Consider the following 18,173-nt stretch of genomic DNA (forward strand, 5'->3'; position numbering starts at 1 on the left):
TTAACTTCGAAGACCCATCATAGCAGCGTCTCCACGCCGTCTGATACTGCTTCAACACCTGCTGGCACGCCTGCGCGGGCAGGGCAGAAAGCCGCTCAAAACCCTCGAGCGGTTTCTTCCGCGCTTCCCGCATCTGCCGGTCTACTTCGGCCATCGGCAGCATTGGCCGACGATGCTGCCGGCACATCAGGTGCCATTCATGCAGCAGATTCCACAGCCCACGCGCCGCATGACCCTGCCTGTCCAACTGCACCATCTGCCCCGCATCCGGGTACAAGCGGGTGACGTAAACCGACCGGGCCATGCCCGTAATTCTACCAGAATTCACGGCAATTCACCTCCCACCTGAAATCGGGAGCACTCTCGCCGCATCCCAGTAGCCGAGCGTGGAGAAGTAGTCGACACCGGTCAGGCACATCACCCGCCACCACGGGTGCAGCCTGTGCTCGCCGGACGGCGCGGCATGCGGGCCGGCATGCCGCTGTGCCCGGTCGGTGCCCGCCAGCATCCAGGAACGCAGGCGACGAACGCTGTTCGTGCTCGGTGACGGCCAACGCGGGACACACCTTCCAGACGGCGCGCGGCGCGCGCCGCAGGGACACCTCCCCCCCGCCGGGAGCGGGAACGACCGGGCCGTGGGAACCTGGGCGCGGACCGGCCTGCCGAGCATCCTCCACACCCCCGACAACATCCCACGGGCGTGTCATCCCACGGGTATCGCGGCATCGCCCTGGGCTGCCGCGGCAGGTAGCCGGCCGGACCTCATCGGACGCCAAAGCCTGCCGCAGGACAAGGAAGCCGGCAATTATGGGCACTATGCCGGCCCGAACCTCGCGAATGGACCCGACGCCGCTTCGATGCGCGCCACACCGAGTCTCCCCCGACCCCGGCCTGCTCGACTCGGCGCACGTCGGTCGGGCGACGGCCGGGCGGTGACCACCCGGGAATTCACCGTCGTCGAGCAGGAGATCCGGGATGCTTTTGCGCTGGGACGCCGGGTGGATCTGGCGGACCGGGCGGACCGGGTCGTCCGGGCGGTCGTCCTGCGCGATCTGCTGCTCGGGACGGACGACGGCGAGCCTGGGCCGTCGGCGGCGCTGCGCCTCACCCGCGCCCGGATCGTCGGCGAGCTCGACCTCTCCCACAGCGTCCTTGGATGTCCGGTCCGGCTGCGGGACTGCGTCTTCGACCATCGGGTGAATCTGTACGGGGCGAAAACCCGCCAGCTCGATCTCACCGGTACGCACTTCCGCGGAATCCTCGCGTCGAACGCCGTCATCGAGGGCAACCTCCGGCTCTTCGACTGCCGGTCCCGCGGACCGGTCATCCTGGTCGGCACCCGGATCAACGGAGCGCTGCTGCTCTCCGGCGCCCGCGTCGAGGGCCCCGGCTCCGCCCTCGACGCAACCCGGCTGCACGTCGAGGACGACCTCCTCGGTGGCCCCTCACCGGACGGCCGGTACCTGTCGGCCCTGCGCTGCGACGGGGAGCTGAGGCTGAACAACGCTGTCGTGGGCGGATCGGTGCGGTTGGAGGGAGCCCACCTGAGCAGTCCCACGGGCACCGCGCTGGCGGCATTCGACCTGAAGGTCGCCGCAATGCTCAACTGCTGTGAGGGGTTCCACGCCCAAGGGACGGTGAGCATCGCCTACGCCGAGGTGGGCAGCCGGGTCTGCCTGGAGGGAGCCCGCCTGGACGGCGCGCGCCCCGGCGACGACAGCCCTGACCGCGGCCCTGACCATGGCCCTGGCTGCGGCCCTGACTGCGGCCCAGGCCACGGTGCCGGCAACAGCGCCGGCAACAGCGGCTCGATCGCGTTGAACGCCCACCACCTCACGACCCGGGAGCTGGTACTTCTCCCGGCAGCGGTGCCTCGGGGAGCCGTGGATCTCAGCCACGGCGTGATCGGCCTGCTGCGCGACGATCCGGCGACCTGGCCCGCCGTGCTGCGCCTCGACGGGCTGCGCTACGACAGCCTCGGTACGTTCGGGGAAGGCGACGAGCGGCGGCAGTGGCTGCGCCTCGACCCCAGCGGCTACCGGCCGCAGGTGTACGAACAGCTCACGGCCACGACGCCGACGCACGGATGGTTCTGCTCGCGAAACAACGGCATCGACGCGAGACTCTGGCGCCGGCGGCGAAGATATGGAGCCACCTGCAGGACCTGCTCGTGGGATACGGATTCCGCCCGGTGCGGGCCGCCTCGTGGATCGCGCTTCTGGTGGTGGCCGGCAGCGTGCTGTTCGACCTACGGCCGCCGGCGCCGGTCGACGACACCGCCGCGTCGGCCTTCCGCGCCCCCGTCTACACCCTCGACCTGCTGCTGCCCCTCATCGACTTCGGGCAGGAGCAGCACTTCACCCCGCGCGGCGCGACGGTCTGGTTCGCCTACTTCCTCATCGCCGCCGGTTGGGCGCTCGCGACGACGGTCGCCGCCGGGATCACCAGGACGCTGCGCGGCGGTTGACGCCGGACCTGGACGGCCGTCAACGCGTTACGCGCGCTCGTCGCGCGCTCGTGGGGAACCGGAGCCGACCGCGGCCTGCTCCCCGTCACCGCCCCCGGTGGTCGACGACGGCGGTCCGCGGACGGGGCAGACTGGCCGGGTGGAGGTTCTCAGCAGCCGCATCCTGCTCCGGCCCACGGATCCGCAACGCAGTCACCGCTTCTACCGCGAGACCCTCGGGCTGGCGGTCTACCGCGAATTCGGGCCGCCGGAGGAACCCGGGCTGGTGTTCTTCCTCGGCCAGGGCCTGCTGGAGGTGTCCGGGCGCTCGCCGCGCCCGGCACGGCCGGTGGGCGCGGGCGGGGAACCGGTGGGGACGGCGCGGCTCTGGCTGCAGGTGCGTGACCTGGCGGCCGAACACGCCCGGTTGAACGCGGCGGGTGTCGTCATCACCCGGGAGCCGCGGCGTGAGCCGTGGGGACTCGACGAGATGTGGATCGAGGATCCGGACGGCGTCCCGATCGTGGTCGTGGAGATCCCGCCCGATCATCCCCTGCGCCGGGACCGGAGATCCCTCGCCGACGGCTGACGCGCGGGCCCGTCGGGACGGCGGGGCTCACCCGGACGACCCGGTGCACCCTCGTCGGGGTAGCGCAGACCGCCGCCCTGGCCTACGTGTCCACCCGGTTCCTGGCCCGCTGGTTCGAAACCCGCACGGCGACCCGCGGCGCCCCGCCGGTCCGGCGCCCGGCTGTGGTCTGATCGGCCCGTTGGCCGACCATTAAGATAGATTTAGTGTAGAAGAGTGCACTGCACCCGGCGGGACACGGCGACCCGGTGGAACACGGCGGACGCGCAGGTGTCCGGTTATGTAACCGGTCGCGACCAGCCGCGGCTGTGCCGTCGCCACCACGTCGACTTCGGTCACAACGACAGCGACCTCTGTTCCCCCGGTAACTGATGTCCTCCGGGTGACTGACTCTTCGGTCGTTCGTCTCGTCGGCAGCTCGCGCCGTACTGTGGATCATCGGCCGACGACAGCACCGGAACCGGAAGGCGGGAAACAGACCACCGCGCCACGACCCACCCGGCAGGGTTGATCCGCCGAGGCGGGAAGGCGTCGGCGCGCTCGTCACCTGAACCCTCACTCGTCGCCTGAACCTCGGGAGCATCCAGCATGACGGCCTCGCTTCGCCAGACCCAGGGTCCGCTCAGGGCGCGCGCCGTCGACGGCGACCTGTTCCGAACCGTCTTCCGCGGCCATCCGGCCGGCGTGGCCGTCATCACCGCCGACGCGGGCACGGGACCCGTCGGCTTCACCGCGACCTCGCTCGCGTCGCTGTCCGCCGAACCGCCGATGGTGGTCTTCGCCATCTCCTCCGGTGCCTCGTCGTGGCCCCATCTGCGGGTCGCGGAGACCTTCATGGTGAACTTGTTGTCCTCCCAGCAGGAGGAGGTCGCCCGGCGTTTCGCCCGCAGCGGGATCGACCGGTTCGCCTCGCCGACCCGCTGGACCAGGCTGCCGACCGGCGAGCCCCTGCTCGACGGGGGACGGGCGTGGCTGCGCTGCTCCGCCCGGCCACCCGTCGAGGCCGGGGACCACTTCCTCATCATCGGCCAGGTCCTTGAGGCGGACACCGACCCGGAGGCGTCCCCGCTCATCTACCACGACCGGACCTTCCACGTCCTGCCGTAACCCAGCCCGCCGTAACCCACGTCCTGCCGCGTAACCCGGCCTGCCATCCCCGCGGCTTGCCCGAGGAGCACGACCGGCTCAACCGGCTCGGCACCGCTCTTGACCCTGCCCTCGGCACCGCTCTCGACACCGCCCGCCGAGCGGGGCTCCGGTCGCCGTGGCGCAGGCCCCGGCCGCGCATCGGCACACTACGGAACAACCCGCCTGTTCACCGTGCAGATGCGGAACTATCATGCACAGAGTTTCGCATCTGCGGATTAGCTCAGCGACAGGGTCCGCGGCTGCGGAAACAGGACAACGGGTGAATGGGTGGAGGAACGGGACACGTGAGATTTCGCAGGATGAAGACGGCGGCCCTGGCGGTACTCGGCGCCGGGCTTCTCGCGACCGCCGGATGTGGCGGCAGCGACGGCGGCGCTGCGGCGACGCCCTCCGCCACGGCCAGCAGCGCCGCGAGCGGAGTACAGGGGACCGTCACGGTGCTCGCCGCCGCCTCGCTGACGAGGTCGTTCACCCAGCTCGGCAAGGACTTCGAGGCCGCGAACCCCGGATCGAAGGTGACCTTCTCCTTCGCCGACAGCTCGCAGCTGGCCCAGCAGATCACCTCCGGCGCCCCGGCCGACGTGTTCGCCGCGGCGAGCCCGGCCACGATGAAGACCGTCACCGACGCCGGCGACAACGTCGGCGCGCCCAAAGTCTTCGTCCGCAACCAGCTCGTCATCGCCGTACCGAAGGGCAACCCGAAGGGCATCACCGACCTGCCCGCCCTGACCAGGCCGGGGGTGAAGGCCGCGCTGTGCGCCGAGCAGGTGCCCTGCGGAGCCACCGCGAAGAAGGCGCTCGCCGCCGCCGGGGTGAACCTGACCCCGGTCACCCTGGAGCAGGACGTCAAGTCCGCACTGTCGAAGGTCACCCTCGGTGAGGTCGACGCCGCGCTGGTCTACCGCACGGACGTCAAGGCGTCGGCGGGCAAGGTGGACGGCGTCGAGTTCCCCGAATCCGCCAAGGCGATCAACGACTACCCGATCGTCGCGCTGAAGAACGCGCCCAACGCCGCCGGCGCCACCGCGTTCGTCAACTTCATCCTGTCCGACAAGGCGAGCACCGTACTGACCAACGCGGGATTCCAGGCCCCCTGACCCCAGGCCCCGCTGATCCCCGACACGGTCATCCCGTGGTGGAGCAGGCGGACCCTGCACTTCGACTTCGCCTGACGAGGTTGCCCCGAACCTCCTGCGTGGAAATCGGCGTTAGGCGGCGGTCGCCGCTGTCCAGGCTTCGTCGGTGACGATCTCGATGCTGAGGGTGGCCTTGTAGCTGTGGCCATGGATCCGGCCTCTGGCGGTGTTGGCGGCGTAGACGGAGACCGCGCGTTTGACGACGCGGGGGCTGACCCGTAGTCGCCGGTCGGGCATCGGCCGGGCCAGGACGGCACGGCCGATCTTCCCGACCAGATCGATGACGCTGTCCTCGATGACCCCGGCGGCCTTGACGAGCTGGTCACGGGCGGTCTCGAGGTCCAGCGCCTCCAGGTTCTCGATCACCCCGTTGTGGGCGAAGATCCGGCCGTCCTGGACGAACGGGTGGGTGTTGCGGAGGTCGACCGCGCCGGTGGAGGCATGGCGGACATGCGCGACGAAGGTCGTGGACTGGACGTTGCGGGCCTCCCGCGCGAAGGCGGTGTCAGCGCGGCCCGCGATCGGCTGTTTCGCCAGGTACGGCTCGCCGTCCCCGTCGAACGTGCCCAGGCCGGCCCCGTCGGGCGGGCGGACATCCCGCCCCCGCGGGCTGTCCGTGGCGTCCAGCAGCCAGAACGTCGCGCTCACCCGCTTGCGCCCACTGCTCATCGCGAACATGTGGCACATGGCACCGTCCCCTCGACCCACCCCGTCACCGGGGCGACAAGGTCAACCGTCGGCCCCGCAGCTCTCAGTAACCCCGCCGGCCCGGTCGCCGTAAGGACCCGACCAGCAGCACCGGGAGCCTTCCCCATGCCATGAGGTGGCACCCATCCGCCGTGCCACGGGCCGGCCTCGCCGCCCGGCCCGCCGGGTCAGAAGGTCCACAGCTTGACGGTGGCGTCGGCGCCGGCCGACGCGAGCTTCTCGCTGCCGTCCGCCAGCCGCAGGGATGCCAGCGCACGAACTCCGTCAGTGTGGTCGACGAGCGCGGCACCCACCTGGGTATACGACACCGGGTCCCAGAGCCGGATGGACCGGTCGTCCCCTCCAGGCGCCACCAGCGGCTCCCCACCGCCGGCGAGGGCCGCCACCGCCCGCACACCGGCGGTGTGACCCCGCAACTCTCCGACCGCGGTGGCCGCCACCGGGTCCCACAGCCGCACAGCCGCGTCGTCCCCGCCGGAGACCAGCAGCGGCCGACCGGCGACCACCAGCGCGGCCAGGGCGCGTACCGCACCGTTGTGCCCGGTCAGCGGCCGCCCGAGCGCCGCGCCGGTCAGGAGATTCCACAACCGGACGGTGCCGTCGTCGCCGCCTGAAGCGATCATCGGGACGCCGGCGACGAGCGTGACGACCGCGAGCACAGCACCCTCGTGGCCACGCAGGGGCTGGCCGACCGGCTGCCCGGTCGCCGCGTCCCACCGCCGCACCGTCGCGTCGACACCGGCCGAGACCACCAGCGGCTGACCGGGCTGCCCGCCGGCCGTCACCGCCCGCACGGCCCCCGAATGGCCCGTCAGCGGCGCCCCGACCGCCACCCCGGTCACCGGGTCCCACCGGCGCACCGTCCGGTCCCCACTCCCCGAGACCACCAGCGGACCGGTCGTCGCGCTGCCGGGTGGGGCCGCGACCGACAACACCGCCCCGGTGTGACCCAGCAGCGGCTCACCCACCGGCTCGCCGTCAGCCCTCCACAGCCGCACTGAACGGTCCTGGCCGGCCGAGGCCAGCGGTGCATTCCCGCCGGCGAGCCCGCCCACCGCGGCGAGCGCCAGCACCGGACCCGCGTGGCCGGTCACGGTCTGCGCGACCGGCGCCGACCGTTCCGGCGTCCACAACCGCACCGTGCTGTCGACGGAGCCAGACGCCAGCATCGAGCGCCCGTCCGGCATCGGGACCGCGGCCAGCGCGGTGACACCGGACTCGTGGCCGGCGAGTGGGGGGCCGACCTGCTGGCCACTGGCAAGATCCCACAGCACGATGTCCCCCCCGTCGATGCCGGCCGCGAGCAGCGTCCGCCCGTCCCGCAGCGGCAGCGCGGCCAGCTCACGAACGCCGCCAGGCAGGACGCGCGGCAGCCCGACGGGATCGAGGGTTCGCACGTCCCGTAACACCACGAGACGGCCGAAGCTGTGGGCCAGCAGCGGCTGGCCGTCGGCACCCGGCACCACCACCGCCGCCCCCAGCTCCGCCCCGGCGTCACGCGCAACCTCGGTCATGTGGGCGTGCTCGTCGGTCAGCCAGTCCATGCTCCACAGTCGCAGGGCGCCGAAGGCACTGGCCATGACCAGGTGAGCCCTGCCGTCCAGGTGAACGACGCTCAGGCACCTCAGCAAGTCGAACTGGTCCAAGGGGTGCCACGGCAGCCGGGCGACGACGGACAGGGCGGGCAGGTCCAGCAGGACGACCGATCCCTCGTCCTCGCCGAAGATCAGCAGCCGCCGGCCGTCAGCAAGGTTGAGCTGCGTCATACACCGCCCCTGACCGGGCACGGTCGGCCCCACCTGCTGGCCGGTGTCAGCGGCCCACAGGCGGATGTGCGACTCGGTGTGGCTCTCGTGCGGGCCGTCCTCGACGTTCACAGCGGTCCCGGTGGCCACCATCCGGCGCCCGTCGGGCAGGACGAGCGGCGTGACGGTGCCGACGAAGTCGTCCGACTCCAGACTGATCGGTTGCCCCGCCGACTGCCCCTGCGGGGTCAACCTCACCAACTCGGTACCTGGTGCGGCAACGCTCGCGAAGACCAGCACCCGGCCGTCGGCCATCGGCACGGACCCGACGCCGAACACGTGGAAAATCTGTGGCAGGATCCGGACTGTGGCGCCGGCCTCCCACCCGTCGAACGCCGTTGCCATCGCCCACCCGTAGTTGTCGTCGAACGCATCCACCAGAGCGCAGGTAACCCAAGATCACATTACTCGGGCGGCGCGGCGCCTGAGCCTGTCGAGTGGGACCTGCCCTCGTCGGCTGCCGGACACCTTCGGCTGTTGCGACTCGGACCCGGGCCGTCATTTGGGCCTGATCGCCATGGCCGGCTCGGTATCGTGCGAACCGGCAGGTTGGATCACGAGAGCGTGGAGGCGCAGGTGGTTTTCGACTACACGACCGAGTTCCCGCGCGAGGACCCCAACGTGGTGCCGAGGTTCACGCGCAGCTTCCACCACCAGGACTGGTTTGACGGCGTCAGCACGGTGCAGGCCGAGCGGAACGGAGCCGAGGAGGGGTTCAACCTCCGCTTCCACCGGATCGAGAGCGACCTGGACGGGCTGAGCGCCGACGGCCGCGTGTCGCTGACCGAGCTGGCCCGGGTCCGGGCGGACCTGCACGACCTGCTCGGCGAGATCCGTACCGAGCTGCGCCGGCTCGACACCCCGTTCAGCGAGGCCTGGACCACGCCGCCGCTGGCCGGCACCTGGCGGCGCGCCACCACCACCGACGACCTGCAATTCAACCCGCCCGGCTACCTGAAGGACCGGTCCGGCGTGGTCCACCTGCGCGGGGCGCTGACCGGTGGTGCGGAGGCCACCGTCGCCGCGTCACTGATCTTCACCTTGCCACCCGGCTACCGGCCGAGCACCCGGCAGATCTTCAGCGTCTTCAGCTCCGCGGGCACCACGCGCATCGACGTCCTCGACACCGGCGCCGTGGTCGCCCGCAGCACCCACGGCAGCTTCCTGTCGTTGGACGGGTCCACCTTCCGGCCGGACTGACGGGTCCACCTTCCCGCCGGGCCTGGGAGCGCCCGGTCCTCACCGCAACGTCCACGTGCCGCGGAACCGTTCGGTGGCCGCGGCACAGAGGTCCTCGCCGACGGCGGTCCGCGCCGGCGCGCCCGGCGGCCGGGCATGGGCACCCACAGCCAGCGCAACCTGGTAGGCCAACGCCTGGCAGCGCGCCGCCCCGAGTCCGGGGTCGGCAGCCCACGCCGCCACCACGGCTGCCGGCACGACCAAGCCCAGGGCGGCGAAGCCGGCCCTCAGCCCGGCCTCGATCTCCGGTGCGGACAACGGTGGCACCGCGAGGGCGGGGACGCCGCTCGGCCCAGCACCGCTCGGCCTGGCACCCGGCCAGGCCGGTGCCGCCGTGCCTACCGCGATCACCACCGGACCCGGACCGCCCGGAACGGCGGCCAGTACCGCCTGCCAGCCGTCCGCGGGCAGCTTGTGCACGTCGTCGAGCACCCAGGCGTGGCCGGCCCGGCCTAGCTGCCCCACCAGCCGGCCCACCGGCACACCCGGGATGCCGGCACGGCGCCGTCCCGGCAGGTTGTCCAGGTAGTCACGCACGCCCATCGGCGCCACCGCCCGGGTCACGGCGTCCCAGCCGTCCGGCGCGGCGCCCAGACCGGCCAGCGAGACCGCCGCGTCCAGCAGGTGCTCAGCCGCCGTCCACCGCCGGTCGCAGGTGGTCGTCACCGCCGAGCAGCCAAGGTCGAGCAGGACCTCCTCCACCAGCGACGACTTGCCGGCGACGGGCGGCCCGTGCACCAGCACCAGCCGCGGGGAGTCCCGCAGCAGCGCGGTCAGCGCCGCGTGCAGGCCCGGCCGGGGTCCACGGGCCCGGCCCGGCCGGCCGAAGGGGTTGAAGACCTCCTCGACGTTCACCCGCGCCGGATCCGGTCACCCGCGGCGGACGCCGGTCCGGCGGAAGCGGCGGAACACCCGGGCCGTGGTCACCGGCAGCGGGTCGGCGGTCCCGTCGCCGTCCACGTCGAGGTGGCGGCGCCGGATCGCGAACGTGTTCGCCTGGATCCCGGCCGGCACGGTCCGCTCGACCACGTTCATCAGGAACTCGTACTGGTCCAGGTTCAGCGTCGCGCCGGCCGGCAGTTCCAGCCGTACCTGGTACGGGTCGGCCAGCTCGCTGCTCCGGTAGGCGAGGGTGACCAGCAGCGTGATCCCGGTGCCGGCCGGGCGCACCATCGCCGCGGAGCCGCCGGAGTCGATCGCGGCCGGCAGCCCGGTCACCGGCAGCGCGTGCCAGCTGACGCCGGAGGTCCGCCGGCCGGACAGGTTGAGGCCGCCCAGCGGCAGGCCGCGGGTGGACACCACGACCAGGACGCGGTTGGTCTCCAGCACCGCTACGCCACGGCCGCGGCCAGCCCGTGCCCGGCGAGCGCCTGCACCAGGTCGAGGGCCTCCCGTGCCCCGTCGCCGGCACGCCAGAGCGCCCCGATCGACAGGTCGATGCGCAGCGTCGCGACCTCGGAGTCCGGGACGGATACGGCCTGCGCGGCGAAGTCCGACTCCGGGGTGGCCACCGCGAGCCCGGCCCCGGTCAGCACCGCGACCAGGCCGGGTGCCGCGACGGCTTCCCAGGACCCGCGCTGCTCGCTGCCCCGAACCACCTGCCACGGCGGGTGCCCAGCCGCCTGCCACGCCCTCAGCGCCTCGTCCAGGGCCAGGTCAAGCGCGGAGCGGCCCACACCGTCGCCGAGACCGGCGTTCACCGCGGCGGAGGGCGACGCCTCCTCCCATGGGGTGTCCGGGCGTCGGACCGTGCCGCCCGGACCGAGGTCCGGCCACACGGTCGCCGTTGCGCGGGCGCGGTCATAGGCCAACACGGCAGGGCTCTGCGGAGAGTCAACGCCGGAGAGTGCCGCGAGGTGGGTCACGCTCCGCCGTCCCACCTGGTGGTACGCCGCGAGCACCGGCACACCGTCGGCGAACGACGACCACAGCTCCACCCGGCCGGCATCCCGGTCGACGCCCAGCACCTGGTCGCCGGGCAGCGCGGCCAGCAGGGTGAGCCCCGGCCGCCACCCCGGCCGCTTCCAGCGGACGGTGACCTCCAGCCCACGGTCGTCCGGCCGGAGACGAAGGGCGAGCACGTGGAGGTCGCCGCTCACGCTGTCGTAGCAGAGCACGTCGTCGTGGCCGCCGCCCGGCGCCGCCACCGGAGCCAGGTGCGTCCAGCGGCCCAGGCTGGGGCCGTCCACCGCCAGCACGGACAGCGAGCCGGTCGTCCGGTGGTACAGCAGGAGCACGGGACCGCTGCTGCCCGCCAGCCGCATCGGCACCGCGTGTGTCCAGGCGAGCAACTGGTCGCGGGTGACGACTGCGTCGATGGACAGGCCATCCTCGCCCCTGGTCACCTCGACGACCAGGATCGACCGTTCGGCCGGGTAGGTCAGCACGGCCCGGCCGAGCCGACCTCCGCCCGGGCCTTCGCCACCGGACCCGCCGGAGTCCTCACGCAGCACGACGGCGTCCTCGGCGCCCGGCGGGAAGCCGTTCTGCGCAAGGACCTGGGTCCCGCCGCGGGCGTCCACGGCGGCGACCGCCAGGCCGCCGGCGTGCGCCCGGCCGAGCAGCACCAGCGGCCGTCCCGACCCCGGCTCCGCCGCGCCGAGCCCGGCGACCTGGCTCCGGCCGCCGACCGGGACGTCCTGCCCGCCGGGCGCGGTGAGGTCCACCAGCGCCAGGTGGCTCACCGCGGTGCCGACCCGGCCGGCCTTGCGGACGGTCGCCGCCCCGCACGCCTGCAGCAGCGCCAGCACCGCCCCCGTGCCGGCACGTACCGCCGCAGCGCCGGCGGTGAGCGCGTCGCGCACCGTGGCCGGCAGGTCGCGACCCGGCAGGAACGCCAGCAGCGCCGCCTTCAACACCGCCTCAGTGTCAACCGGGACCACGATGTCGGCGCTCAGTCCCAGCTCGTAGGCGCTGCCGCCGGCCGGGTCCTGGCTGCGCACCAGGCTCCACCGCCGGCGGTCGCCAAGCTGCGCCCGGCAGGCGGCGAACAGCTCCAGGCAACGGGCCAGACCGGGGGCCAGCGCCGGCGGTGTCGCCGTCGAAGAAGTACCCGGCCCGCAGCGCCGACCCCAGCGCCTCCAGCGCGGCCCGCTGCGCCGGCGGCAGCAGCCGCCCGCGGTACGCCTCGTCGGTGGCCGGGGTCGACGCCGGCAGCACCAGCCGGTCCCGCCGCACCTGGGCCAGGAACGCCAGCCGGGCGGCGCGCGCGGCCGCCTCGCCGGCCGGCGACGCCGACATCAGCAGCAGCCCGACCGAGTACGGCCGCACCTGCTCGACGATCCGCACCCGGCGGGTCGCGCCGAGCTCGCCCAGCCATCCGCGCGGTCTGTCCTGCGGGCCGCCGCTGCCGTTGACGGCCTCGGCGACGCCGGCCGGCGTCGGCATCGAGAAGGCGCGCAGCGCCAGCAGCCGGCGGCGGTAGTCCTCGTCGTTCTCCAACCCGGTTGGCTCGGTCCGGGGACCGGTGAACACCTGCGGCGGCAGCCCGCTCCGGCCGAGCAACCGGTCACCGAACCGCGCCGCCCCGAGGTCGGCGCCGTGCCGGTCCAGGGCCGCGCGGCGGGCGTTGGCCACCGCCCGGGACGCGCTGACCTCCCGTGCCGCGCACCGCAGCCGGGCCTTCTCGGCACCGATCAGGTACAGCAGCCGGCCCATCGTGCCCTGCACCAGGGTGACCGACAGCAGGGCGCGCAGCTCGCGCGGCGCAACCGGGGTGGCCGGCCCGCCGGCGGTTACCCACCGCGCCTTGACCTGCAGCGCCAACCGGTCGAACGCCGGTGCGAAGACGAACGGCCACACCGGCAGCATCGCCCCCCCGCTCGCTGAACGGCGCGTACCGGACCGGGATCGTGACCTGCGGCCCGCCCGAGCCGTCCGACTCCGGCCCGGGCAGGCCGACCTCGACGGCCAGCTCGTCGAGCTCCAGGTCACGCTCCAGGGTGAGCAGCACCAGCGGCTCGCGGTCCCAGGTCAGCCGGACGGTGCCGGTGTCGTCCAGCGGGAAGGACTCGTGCGCGGCACCGGCCGACAGCACCCCCGTGAGGTGGTCGGCGAGGTTGACGAAGGACGCCGACCGCGGGCCGTCCGGGTCCGCGACCGTCATCGGGTCGTGCGGGGTCATCGGGTCGCGATCCGCAGCTCGTCGAGCTGTTCCACGTAGGTCGGGATGCTGGTCGGCCCCACCACGACGTTCTCGCCGGGGCCCAGCCGGACCGTGCCCCCGCCCCCGGGACCCCGGCGTCGTCCAGGTCCCCGGGCCAGCACAGCAGGGCCAGGTCGCGCACGTCCTGCACGCCGGGAACGCTCATCAGCGCGTAGCTCACCTCGGCCGCCCGCACCGGCTCGCCGAAGGACAGCCCCATGACGTACCCGCGCACCTGCTCCGACAGCCGGCACTTGAGCTCCTGGGCGGCCGGGGAGGCGTTGACCACCTGGGTGCCACCGCTGGGCAACGGCACGTCGCGCACCAGGATATCCGCGGACAGCGACACCGACACCGCGTCGCCGCGCTCCACCGACGGGAAGATCCCCATCGGGCGGACGTCCTCGATCGCCGCCAGCACGGCCTCCCGCACCCCGCCCGGGCCGGCCCAGATCGCCGCCGGGGTCTCGGCCACCAGCACGGTCAGGTAGAAGGGGTTGGTGATGTCCCGCTCGGTGGAGAACACCCCGTCCAGGAAGCTCAGCGTGCCGAACACCGACTGGTTCAGGTCCAGGCCGCCCAGGCCGTCGCGCACCTGCACCTGCCGGACACCGGGCACCAGGGACACCGCGACCTGCGCGGCGCCCGCAGCAGCAGCGCCCGGTAGCGGTCGTCCGGCCAGCGCAGGGTGCCTCCGGTCAGCGGCGCACTGTGCGTGATCCCGACCGTCACCTGCCCGTCGGTGCGCGCCACCAGGGCGGCGTAGCCGGCCAGCGCGGGGTCGAGCAGGTTCCATCGCTCCAGCCGCTGCGGGAAGGTGCCGGTCACGGTGGACACCAGCGGGTCCAGGTTGCCCTCCGGCCCCGGCTGGAAGGCGCTTACCGCCACCTCGGCGACCCGCTGGGCGCTGGTCAGCACCACCTGCTCGGCGGTGGCGGCGTCGTGCCCGCCGGGGGTGAGCATCCGGGCCCCGGCCGGGATGCGCACCTCGGCGACGTCGGCCGGGAGCGTCCCGTTCAGCTGCAGGGTGACCCGCCCGCGGGCCTCGCCGAACGGCCGCGCCAGCCCGACCTCCGCCCCCAGCAGGGACAGCGCCTCGCCGGTGGCGGTGGCGATGAAGCTGTTGTCGAACATGGCGCCCAGCGCCGCCCAGGTGCGGGCATCCTCCAGGGCGGAGATCTCCAGGATCTTGCGCAGCACGGACGCCGAGGTGAGGTCGACGTCCTCGCCGAGGATGCCGCGGGCCAGGGCCAACTTCTCGGCCAGGATCCGGGTGAACGGCTTGGGCACGAACCCGCCGGCCGTCACCCCGACGTCGTCGCTGCCGGTGGCCCGCAGCACCGCGGCGTCCACGGCGACGACATCGACGGGCGGCAGGTCCGGCGGCGTCGGGTTAGACACCCGGCACCACCCCGTCGACGGACAGTGCCAGGGGGTCGCCGCTGGCCGCCTCGAACGTGGCGCGCACCGAGGCGGTGCGCCGCGAGCCCACGTCGCCCGGTTGACCTGGCTCGCCGCGCTCGTCCACCAGGGTCACGTCGATGATCCGGCGGACCCGCGGATCGCGTCGCAGGGTGTCCACCACAGCCACCCGGACCCCCTCCCGGACCAGCAGCGGGTCGACGTCGCCGGCCAGCATCCGCAGGCCGTCGAAGCCGAACCCGGTGTTGAAGACGTCGTCGCCCAGCCCGGTGGTCAGCGCGATCTCCAACGCCTGCACCAGGTTCGGTAAGCCCTCGACGACGCCGAGGTCTCGACCCCGGCCCGGCGCCGGCCGCAGCACCAGGTCGCGCCCGAGGTCCAGGCCCGGCTGGGTCGGCTCGCTGGCCAGGCCCCAGCCGAGCACCCGCCGCCGCAGGGCGGATGCCTCGGGGCCGTCCTGGGCCCGGGGGTCCCGTGCTGCCATTCAGACCGCCTGCAGCGTGGTGGTGGAGGTGCGCTGCACGCTGACCGCATGCGCGGGCGGCGGCACCGCCGACCCGACGCTGGGCGCCGACAGCGTCTCCAGCAGCACGGGAACGCCGCCGACCACGAGCTTGGTCGCCACCCCCGCGGTCGGCGCGGCCACCGAGGTGCAGGGCGAGGGACTGCCGCCGGCCGGGTTGGTGGCCGTGCAGGAGCCCGGCTGCACGGTCCAGCTCGACACCCCGGACTGCAGCGCCACCGGTTCGCCGCCCACCAGGAGCTTCACCGGACCGGAGTTGGCGACGACCACCTGGCCCTGCAGCGAGCAGGCCACCGTGGCCCCGGTCGTGATCACTGCCGGCATCCTCATTCCACCTTCATCTGCTCGTCGACGCTGACCTTGACGTTCTTGCCGGACATCTCGACGTCTTGCTGGGTGGCCTTGATGACCACGCTGGCCGCGGCGAGGGTCAGCGTGCCCTTCGCGACTAGCCGGACGTCACCGGAGTCGGTGAACTCCAGCAGGGTGGTCCCGTCGGAGTGCTCCACCGACAGCACGACCTTGTCCGGCGCGGGCGTCGGCCTGGTGCCGGCCGGGGCCAGGCCATCGGGGCCGATCCGCAGCCGCAGGTTGCCGACCTCGATCACCCGGTGGCCGTCGGCGTCCACCAGGTCGTTGGTGGCCTTGCCGGACGGTGGGACCGGGGTGGCCGCCGCGGGCAGCGAGGCACGCTCCCCCGGCGGGACCTCCGCTGGCAGCGACAGCCACCAGTCGCCGGCCTGGGCGTCGGGCCCCGCACCGTCCGGCCACACCGCGCCGACGTCGACCGGGTCGTCCGGCTGCCCGTGCCGATGCACCGATACCACCCGGGTGCCGGGGTAGCGCGGCACCACCAGCCCGTAGCGGCCCCAGGCGAACGGCGTCGCGTACGGCACGTTCGTCTTCTCCAGCGGAGTTGCCCGGTCGACCGGCAGCCGGACGGCACCGTGCCCGGCGCCGTCGGACGCCGGCGTGGTGCCCTGCCACAGGGTGACCCGCTGCGCGGCGGCATCCCCCTGCGCGGCCGGGCGGTGCGCCCGAACCTCACCCACCTCGGCGACCTCCAGGGTGGCCAGCCGGCGCTGGATGCCGTCCTCCAGCTGTGCGCGCAGCGCGACGACCGGGTCGGGATGGTCGGTGGGCGGGGCGCCGTCGCCGGTCACCGCGCCGGCCGTGGCCGGGGTAGTACGCCGGTCCCAGCCGTCCTCGCCGGCGGCCAGGCCGACCAGGTGAGCTCGGTGAGGAAGCCGGCCGAGCAGCTGAGCGTGTGGGTGACCCCAGTCACGTACCCGCGAGCGCCGGTGCCCTCTCCGAGCAGGCCGGTCAGCGGCGCCGCGAAGGCGCCCAGCAGCGCGGAGGCCAGGTTGGGCTGCACCGTGCCCTCACCCTGGCGGCGGGTCGAAGGTGACCACGTCGCCGGGCCGGATGTCGGGGCGGCCGCGCAGCCGGACCAGCCACTGGTCGCGGCGGGCGGGCTCGGTGCCGCCGTCCGCGCCGGCGTCGAGCACCAGGGCAGGCAGCGCCTCGACCGACAGCAGCCCGGTCGGGTGGGTCAGCGCCGGCGGGTCGCCGCGCAGCGGGATCGGGCGGACGCCGACGTGCAGCGCGCCGTCGCGGACCAGCAGCAGGCCCCGCCCGTGGCGGCCGGTGGCCAGCTCCCAACGCCGCGCGAGGCGCACCAGCGCCTCCCGGACCCGCTCGCCGCGGGCCGCCGTGAACCGGATCTCGCCGGGCCGGACCGCCGGGTCGGCCGGGGTCACCGGGTGGGTGACCGCCTGCACCCCGGCCAGCTCAGCCAGCCGGCGGGCCGCCGTCTCCAGGCCGTCCACGCTGAGCGGTTCGCGCAGCCGGGTGGTGGTCGCGACGGCGACCCGCTCGGTGCCGGTGACGACAGTCTCGTAGCGGCGGCTGCCGCGCCGCCGGGACACCCCGGTCACCGCCAGCTCCGCCACCCGGACCGGGGCGAGGGTGTCCCCGGACGCGCCGGCCGAGCCCAGCCCGGCGGTCAGCGCACCGATGCCGAGCAGGTTGGTCAGGTACCCGCCAACCGAGCTGTTGGTGTCCCGCCAGAACAGGTGCACCCGGGCGACGGCGAGCCGGGCCGCGCCGTCGGCGGTACGCGCGGCCAGCGTCTGGTGGTCGGTGTCGGTCAGCCCGGCGAACGCGACCGTCGCCGAGCCGCTCTGGATGTCGCCGGTGAGCGGCGCGGAGATCTCCGCCTCGACGGCGTCGCTGTGCAGGATGATGGCCGGCGGGTCGGTCACGCCGCCCGCGGCGTCCACCTCGTGGAAAGTGACCACGTACCCCGGGTGGTTCCCGGTCAGCGCACCGGTCCCTAAGCCGGTCAGCAGGCTCATCGCCACTCCTGGGTCGCGGTTGCCGGCACCGACGGGCCGAACCCGACGGCGTGCGCCGGCGACGGCTCCCCCGGACGGCGCGGCGGGCGCGGCGGGTAGTCCGGCGCCGTGCCGACGCTGCGCCAGGCTAGCCGCAGCCAGGACCCGGACGTGCCCGGGCCGACCAGCGCGCCCGCGGTCACCCGCCAGCCCAGCGGCCGGACGGCGATCTCGGCGGGCCGGCCGGGGTCGGCCGGCAGCAGCCGCTCCGCGCCCCGGACCAGGGGGACCTCGGACACCCGGCGGCCGTCGGCGACCAGCACCAGCCGGATCGGGGGGCGGGCGGCGTCGGCCAGCCCCGGCCGCCGGCTGGCACCGTCGGGCGGTGGCTCCTCGCTGGTCGAGACCACAGTCGCCGGGTCCGCGCGCAGCCACGGGCGGGCCAGCCCGGTGGGCAGCACCAGGGCGAGGGTGAGCCGGGCGCTGAGCGGGAAGCGGGCCGGCAGGCCCTGGCTCAGCGTGGTGTCCAGCAGGGTGTACCCGGGCGGTGGCGCGGCGGCCGCGGACGGCGCCGGCGGCACCAGCGTGCGCACCACGACCGGGCTGAGCCGGGCCATCGTGTCCTCCTTCAACCGACCGTGCTTCACCTGACCGTGCTTCACCTGACAACGCCTCA

General features: G+C 73.9%; 18 protein-coding genes and 3 pseudogenes. 5 read left to right on the plus strand and 16 right to left on the minus strand.

The annotated features are described in order from the left end of the window. Both ACY5KJ_RS02185 and ACY5KJ_RS02190 read right to left on the minus strand, forming a co-directional pair. A pseudogene (locus tag ACY5KJ_RS02185) lies at positions 1-256 on the minus strand (hypothetical protein); the annotation flags it as partial. 78 nt (positions 257-334) lie between these two features. Continuing rightward, positions 335-508: a hypothetical protein gene (locus tag ACY5KJ_RS02190; protein WP_462202677.1), complete on the minus strand. Its 174-nt coding sequence runs from the start codon at positions 506-508 to the stop codon at positions 335-337. 2,098 nt (positions 509-2,606) lie between these two features. Here ACY5KJ_RS02190 and ACY5KJ_RS02195 point away from each other — a divergent pair. The 4 genes from ACY5KJ_RS02195 to modA all read left to right on the plus strand — a co-directional run bounded on the left by ACY5KJ_RS02195 (position 2,607) and on the right by modA (position 5,281). Continuing rightward, complete coding sequence (locus ACY5KJ_RS02195) at positions 2,607-3,035, plus strand: VOC family protein (RefSeq protein ID WP_462187028.1); 429 nt, start codon at positions 2,607-2,609, stop codon at positions 3,033-3,035. 216 nt (positions 3,036-3,251) lie between these two features. Next, positions 3,252-3,407, plus strand: a complete 156-nt coding sequence (locus tag ACY5KJ_RS02200; RefSeq protein WP_462202678.1) for a hypothetical protein — start codon at positions 3,252-3,254, stop codon at positions 3,405-3,407. A 216-nt stretch (positions 3,408-3,623) separates the two neighbouring features. Further along, a complete protein-coding gene (locus ACY5KJ_RS02205) occupies positions 3,624-4,142 on the plus strand; it encodes a flavin reductase family protein (RefSeq protein ID WP_462187027.1) in 519 nt (172 codons plus the stop codon). A 341-nt stretch (positions 4,143-4,483) separates the two neighbouring features. Then, the gene (gene modA, locus ACY5KJ_RS02210) at positions 4,484-5,281 is read left to right on the plus strand and encodes a molybdate ABC transporter substrate-binding protein (RefSeq protein WP_462202680.1); all 798 of its coding nucleotides are present in this window, start codon (positions 4,484-4,486) and stop codon (positions 5,279-5,281) included. Positions 5,282-5,653: 372 nt separating this feature from the next. Here modA and ACY5KJ_RS02215 read toward each other — a convergent pair. Continuing rightward, a pseudogene (locus ACY5KJ_RS02215) lies at positions 5,654-6,007 on the minus strand (class II glutamine amidotransferase); the annotation flags it as partial. 188 nt (positions 6,008-6,195) lie between these two features. Further along, entirely contained in the window at positions 6,196-8,211 is a 2,016-nt protein-coding gene (locus tag ACY5KJ_RS02220; protein WP_462202681.1) for a WD40 repeat domain-containing protein, read from the minus strand. 198 nt (positions 8,212-8,409) lie between these two features. Between ACY5KJ_RS02220 and ACY5KJ_RS02225 the strand changes: the two genes are divergently transcribed. Further along, positions 8,410-9,033 carry a hypothetical protein gene (locus ACY5KJ_RS02225; RefSeq protein WP_462202682.1) on the plus strand — a complete coding sequence of 208 codons (624 nt, stop codon included), beginning with the start codon at positions 8,410-8,412 and terminating at the stop codon, positions 9,031-9,033. A 39-nt stretch (positions 9,034-9,072) separates the two neighbouring features. On the opposite strand, the gene ACY5KJ_RS02230 is transcribed toward ACY5KJ_RS02225, so the two are convergent. The 12 genes and pseudogenes from ACY5KJ_RS02230 to ACY5KJ_RS02285 all read right to left on the minus strand — a co-directional run. Beyond that, the gene (locus ACY5KJ_RS02230; RefSeq protein ID WP_462202684.1) at positions 9,073-9,927 is read right to left on the minus strand and encodes an ATP-binding protein; all 855 of its coding nucleotides are present in this window, start codon (positions 9,925-9,927) and stop codon (positions 9,073-9,075) included. Between the two features lie 15 nt (positions 9,928-9,942). Then, positions 9,943-10,401 (minus strand): hypothetical protein, encoded by a 459-nt coding sequence (locus ACY5KJ_RS02235; RefSeq protein WP_462187022.1) that lies wholly within the window; start codon positions 10,399-10,401, stop codon positions 9,943-9,945. A 2-nt stretch (positions 10,402-10,403) separates the two neighbouring features. Further along, positions 10,404-12,014, minus strand: a complete 1,611-nt coding sequence (locus ACY5KJ_RS02240) for a hypothetical protein (protein WP_462187021.1) — start codon at positions 12,012-12,014, stop codon at positions 10,404-10,406. Next, complete coding sequence (locus ACY5KJ_RS02245; protein ID WP_462187020.1) at positions 11,941-12,882, minus strand: hypothetical protein; 942 nt, start codon at positions 12,880-12,882, stop codon at positions 11,941-11,943. Before ACY5KJ_RS02245 ends, ACY5KJ_RS02240 begins: the two co-directional genes overlap by 74 nt. A 119-nt stretch (positions 12,883-13,001) precedes the next feature. Further along, entirely contained in the window at positions 13,002-13,844 is an 843-nt protein-coding gene (locus ACY5KJ_RS02250) for a hypothetical protein (RefSeq protein ID WP_462187019.1), read from the minus strand. After that, positions 13,781-14,617: a baseplate J/gp47 family protein gene (locus tag ACY5KJ_RS02255; protein ID WP_462187018.1), complete on the minus strand. Its 837-nt coding sequence runs from the start codon at positions 14,615-14,617 to the stop codon at positions 13,781-13,783. The genes ACY5KJ_RS02250 and ACY5KJ_RS02255 overlap by 64 nt, the downstream gene beginning before the upstream one ends. Further along, positions 14,610-15,122 (minus strand): hypothetical protein, encoded by a 513-nt coding sequence (locus ACY5KJ_RS02260; protein WP_462187017.1) that lies wholly within the window; start codon positions 15,120-15,122, stop codon positions 14,610-14,612. Before ACY5KJ_RS02260 ends, ACY5KJ_RS02255 begins: the two co-directional genes overlap by 8 nt. Further along, a complete protein-coding gene (locus ACY5KJ_RS02265; protein WP_462202687.1) occupies positions 15,123-15,485 on the minus strand; it encodes a hypothetical protein in 363 nt (120 codons plus the stop codon). 2 nt (positions 15,486-15,487) lie between these two features. After that, positions 15,488-16,324, minus strand: a complete 837-nt coding sequence (locus ACY5KJ_RS02270; protein ID WP_462187015.1) for a hypothetical protein — start codon at positions 16,322-16,324, stop codon at positions 15,488-15,490. Continuing rightward, complete coding sequence (locus ACY5KJ_RS02275) at positions 16,321-16,536, minus strand: hypothetical protein (RefSeq protein ID WP_462187014.1); 216 nt, start codon at positions 16,534-16,536, stop codon at positions 16,321-16,323. Before ACY5KJ_RS02275 ends, ACY5KJ_RS02270 begins: the two co-directional genes overlap by 4 nt. A 7-nt stretch (positions 16,537-16,543) precedes the next feature. Further along, entirely contained in the window at positions 16,544-17,518 is a 975-nt protein-coding gene (locus ACY5KJ_RS02280) for a hypothetical protein (protein ID WP_462202690.1), read from the minus strand. Then, positions 17,515-18,173: pseudogene (locus ACY5KJ_RS02285) on the minus strand (hypothetical protein); the annotation flags it as partial. The gene ACY5KJ_RS02280 and the pseudogene ACY5KJ_RS02285, both read right to left, overlap by 4 nt.

Source organism: Frankia sp. CcWB3 (assembly GCF_977927595.1).